A 4,952-nucleotide genomic window follows, 5' to 3' on the forward strand; every position below is an offset into this window, starting at 1 on the left:
ACGACCTTTGCCAGAAAATCAAAAACTTCATCGACTATTTCAACAAGACAATGGCCAAACCATTCCGCTGGACCTACCAAGGCAAGCCGTTGGCAGCCTAGCTTGACATGGTCCGAGCACTTTCATCCTGCGGTACTAGAATGATACCGGCACTGCACAATGATCAGGGATGGTGACCGGCTGGTGGTCGGCGATGACCCGACCCATGGTTTCGGCGAGGTGCTTGTGTGCCTGTGTGTAGGTGATTGCAGTCATCACGGGCTCCGGTTTAGTCGTTGGGCAAGGGGCGGTTTAACCAGGCGACCCGCGGTCAGGAAGGGCCATCGGGCGGGATGGGCGACGAACCGCACCCTACCATCCCCGCTCCAACAATGGCTTGAGGAAGCGCCCGGTATGGGAGCGCGGATCGGCCGCGATCTGCTCCGGGGTGCCGACACTGATGATCTCACCGCCCTTGTCGCCGCCCTCAGGCCCCAGGTCAATGACCCAATCGGCGGTCTTGATGACGTCCAGATTGTGCTCGATACAGATGACCGTATTGCCGTGGTCGCGGAAGCGGTGCAACACGGCGAGCAATTGCGCCACGTCGTGGAAGTGCAGCCCAGTAGTGGGCTCATCCAGGATATAGAGTGTGCGACCGGTATCGCGTTTACTCAGTTCGCGCGAAAGCTTGACCCGCTGCGCCTCACCGCCGGACAGGGTGGTCGCACTCTGGCCCAGGCGCACATAGGCGAGCCCCACATCCATCAGGGTCTGGAGCTTGCGGTGAATGACCTCGACCGGGGCGAAAAAGGGCAGCGCGTCCTCGATGGTGAGATTAAGCACCTCGTCGATGGTGCGGCCCTTATAACGAACCTCGAGCGTCTCGCGATTATAGCGGCGGCCCTTGCAGGTATCGCATTGCACATAGATATCGGGCAGGAAGTGCATCTCCACCCGAATGAGTCCATCGCCCTTGCAGGCCTCGCAGCGCCCACCCTTCACATTGAAGCTGAAGCGACCAGGGCCATAGCCGCGGGAACGCGCCTCCGGCACCGCGGCGAACAGGTCGCGCACCATGTTGAATAGCCCGGTATAGGTGGCCGGATTGGAACGTGGGGTGCGGCCGATGGGGCTTTGGTCGATATCTACGATCTTGTCGAAATGGCCCAGACCCTCGATCGTGCGATGCGGGGCCGGGCTGGCACTCGCGCCATTGAGCGCCCGGGCGGCGACCGGAAAGAGGGTGTCGTTGATGAGTGTGGACTTACCCGACCCCGAGACCCCGGTAATGCAGCAAAAGGTGCCGACCGGAATGTCGACGTCGACATTGCGCAGGTTATTGCCGGTGGCGCCCAGGATGCGCAATTGGCGGTCGGGGTCCAGCGGGGTGCGGCGAGTGGGGATCGCGATACGCAGCGCGCCGCTGAGATAGCGGCCGGTGAGTGAGCGCGGGTTGGCAGCGACCTCATCCGCGGTACCCTGGGCAACCACCTCACCGCCGTGGACCCCGGCGCCCGGCCCCATGTCGACCACCTGGTCTGCTGTGCGGATCGCCTCCTCGTCGTGCTCGACGACAATAACCGTATTGCCGATGTCGCGCAAATGGGTGAGCGTTTTCAACAGCCGGGCATTGTCACGCTGGTGCAGACCGATGGATGGCTCGTCTAGGATATACATGACGCCGACCAGACCGGCACCGATCTGGCTGGCGAGCCGGATGCGCTGGCCCTCACCGCCGGAGAGTGTCTCGGCGCTGCGCTCCAGGGTGAGATAGTCGAGCCCCACATCGGTGAGGAAGCGCAGGCGCGTCGCAATCTCCTGATTGATCCGCGCGCCGATCTCGCCGCGCCGTCCCGGCAAGGTCAGCCCCTCGAACCAGGCCAGGCAGTCGCCCACCGGCAGGGCCGAGAGGCTGGGCAGATTGCGTTCGGCAACAAAGACGTGGCGCGCCGCCTCATTCAGACGGGCACCATGACAGGACGGACAGGGGTGGTGCGAGAGGTAACGCGCCAACTCCTCACGCACCGCGCTGGAGTCGGTCTCGCGATAGCGCCGGTCGAGCATAGGGATGATCCCCTCGAATGCGCGGACCTTGCCGCTGCCGCCCTCGTGGGGGAGCTTGAATTTGAACTTGTCCTTGCCTGAGCCATACAGCACCACTTGGCGGGCGCTCTCCGGCAGATCGCCCCAGGCGGCATCCACATCGAACCCGTAGTGTTCGGCCAGCGCGCGGATGATCTGGAAGTAATAGCTATTGTTCCGGTCCCAGCCGCGCACCGCACCGGCGGCCAGGCTCACCCCGGGTTGGACCACCACCTTGTCGGGGTCGAAGAATTGCTCGACCCCGAGCCCGTCGCAGGTCGGGCAGGCACCCGCCGGGTTATTGAATGAGAATAGACGCGGTTCCAGCTCCTGGATACTGTAGCCGCAGACCGGGCAGGCGAAGGTGGCAGAGAAGGTGATTTCGGGGCGCGGCGGCGCGGCACCCTCCTCATCGCCCGGTGCCGCTAGTGGGGCGATGCGGGCGATACCGCCGGAGAGTGCCAGCGCAGTCTCGAATGACTCGGCCAGCCGCAATTGCAGGTCGGCCCGCACCCGGAAGCGGTCGATGACCACCTCGATGTCGTGCTTTTTCTTCAGATCCAGTTCAGGCGGGCTGTCCAGCTCACAGAGTTCGCCATCGATCCGCGCCCGCACGAAGCCCTGCGCGTGCAGTTCGGCGATGAGACGCTGGTATTCGCCCTTGCGCGCCGACACCACCGGGGCCAGGAGCATCAGCCGCTCACCCGGCGGCAGCGCCATCACCTGGTCGACCATCTGGCTGACCGTCTGGGCCTCCAATGCCTCGCCATGCTGGGGGCAACGCGGGGTGCCGACCCGGGCAAACAGCAGGCGCAGATAGTCGTAGATCTCGGTAATAGTGCCGACGGTGGAGCGTGGATTGTGTGAGGTGGTCTTCTGCTCGATGGAGATGGCCGGTGACAGACCCTCGATGTGGTCGATGTCCGGCTTCTCCATCACCGAGAGGAATTGCCGGGCATAGGCCGACAGCGACTCGACATAGCGGCGCTGGCCCTCGGCATAGATGGTATCGAAGGCGAGCGATGACTTGCCCGAGCCCGAGAGGCCAGTCACCACGATCAGCCGATTGCGCGGCAGGTCGAGATCCAGGTTCTTGAGATTGTGAGTACGGACGCCGCGGATGCGGATACTGTCCATGATGAGGCTCCATCTAGGCCTTGAGGCAAGCAGCTATTGGGAGCGCCGACATTTCGTCGGCCCGGCGCCGACAGACTATCGGCGCTCCACGACCGCGTTATTCGGCGCCGACGCCCAAAAAGATCGAATCAACTCGCCCATCGGCAAAGCGAAACACCAACATCCCGCCCTCCGAACCGACCGCGAAGCCATCGACCGATTCGCTCAAGTCTCTATTCTGGTTTGCCTTATAGGCAGTCACCACGGCGGCCTTGGGGCTCCCGATCTTGATGCCCCGCTTCGTAGTCATGGCGTTCGGGCGGGAAACAGCGATCGTATCGATCGTCTTGATCCCGCCCTTCTTATCAGAGACCGTGCCGAGCGAGACCCCGCAGTCCGGATACTCCCAGTCCTGGTGCCAGGCGCCATCGGCCGCGGCGAACTCATCAGGCCCGCGCTTTGGCTTACAGCCAATCTCTTTCTTGAATGCGGCCTCAGACTGGCCATAACGCAGGCCGCCGATCTGCTCCTGCTCGAGCGGGTCGAAATCCGCGGCCAGGCATGTGCCGGACAGTGATACTCCTAGCATGGCGGCAAAAGCGATTTTCTTAAACATTAAGACTTCCAGTTGGTTAGACATCATTCCGGCAGCCAAGATGGATTGAGCACCTCAGCATCCATCGACCAGCCGCAGGTGTCGGGAAAACAATCCAGCCCGGTCTCGGTCACGGCCAGGGCGACCGCCCTGGCCCAGACCATGTCAAGCCAACGCGGGTCATCAAGTTTAACCCGCAGGCTCGGGGTGTTTTCCAGGTAGCGAAACGGGGACATAGCGAAACGGGGACAGACAACGTTTTCTGCTAGACTCAGGAGACGTTCCCCATCCGCACCACCTCACCGCCGTGGCCCGACATGCCAGAATCGTTGTAGCCAACTACCCCCTGCACGTGATCGCGCGCGGGATCGACTGCGCGGCGATCTTCTTCTCCGACTCCGACCGCCAGTATTTCCTCGGGTCGCTCGGCGAGCTGGCTGCCGCGAAAGCGGTAATGGTGCATGCCTATGCGCTGATGACCAACCACTCCCATATCCTGATCACCCCGACGACCGAGCGAGGAGCGGGCCGACTGATGAAGGGTCTCGGTTTCCGATACGTTCAGTACGTCAACCGCACCTATAGACGAACTGGCACCCTATTCGAGGGGCGCTTCCGTTCGTCGATCATTGAGGGGGACCGGTACCTGCTCGCCTGTCAGCGCTATATCGAACTCAACCCGGTGCGTGCGGGTCTCGTTGCCGATCCCGGCGAGTATCCTTGGTCGAGCTACCGTGCCAATGCCCTCGGCGTACCGGACACGCTGCTCACTGCGCACCCGCTGTATGCCAGCCTGGGAGAAACCGACGAGGCGCGCCGCGCCGCTTATCGGGATCTAGTCGCCACGGCCATCGCCCAAGACGTGCTGACGGAGATCCGTACCGCGACGAACGGCGGGTTTGCCTTGGGCAGCGAGCGCTTCCAGCGGGAGATCGCGGCCATGCTCGGACGCCGGACGTGGCGCGGCCGACCGGGGCGACCGCGAGCTCCAGAGCGGGAGGCGGGGCAAATGGAACTGCCAATCTGAACAAGAAATCGTTGTCCGTCCCCGTTTTCCCCGCTAGATTTACGGACTTTCGGCTCACACCGACGCCTGCTGCGCTGCTGCCGCGCGGCGAAGGCGGCTGAAAAAATTCGTTCCGTACAGCAGCAAGGACGCTTCCCGAGCATCAACTAC

At 62.9% G+C, this 4,952-nt stretch carries 4 protein-coding genes; 1 reads left to right on the forward strand and 3 read right to left on the reverse strand.

Features of this window, described 5'->3' with window-relative positions:
- Positions 1 to 351: 351 nt before the first annotated feature.
- The 3 genes from uvrA to QZX93_RS00320 all read right to left on the reverse strand — a co-directional run bounded on the left by uvrA (position 352) and on the right by QZX93_RS00320 (position 4,011).
- On the reverse strand, positions 352 to 3,201 hold the full coding sequence (gene uvrA, locus QZX93_RS00310) for an excinuclease ABC subunit UvrA (protein ID WP_295385182.1): 2,850 nt from the start codon (positions 3,199 to 3,201) through the stop codon (positions 352 to 354).
- Positions 3,202 to 3,298: 97 nt separating this feature from the next.
- Positions 3,299 to 3,820, reverse strand: coding sequence for a hypothetical protein (locus QZX93_RS00315; RefSeq protein WP_295385184.1), 522 nt, complete (start codon positions 3,818 to 3,820; stop codon positions 3,299 to 3,301).
- The gene (locus QZX93_RS00320; protein WP_295385186.1) at positions 3,820 to 4,011 is read right to left on the reverse strand and encodes a DUF29 family protein; all 192 of its coding nucleotides are present in this window, start codon (positions 4,009 to 4,011) and stop codon (positions 3,820 to 3,822) included. Before QZX93_RS00320 ends, QZX93_RS00315 begins: the two co-directional genes overlap by 1 nt.
- 71 nt (positions 4,012 to 4,082) lie before the next feature.
- On the opposite strand from QZX93_RS00320, the gene QZX93_RS00325 reads away from it, so the two are divergent.
- Complete coding sequence (locus QZX93_RS00325; protein WP_295385188.1) at positions 4,083 to 4,802, forward strand: transposase; 720 nt, start codon at positions 4,083 to 4,085, stop codon at positions 4,800 to 4,802.
- Positions 4,803 to 4,952 lie beyond the last annotated feature (150 nt).

It is taken from the genome of uncultured Thiodictyon sp. (assembly GCF_903946935.1).
Lineage (GTDB): Bacteria > Pseudomonadota > Gammaproteobacteria > Chromatiales > Chromatiaceae > Thiodictyon.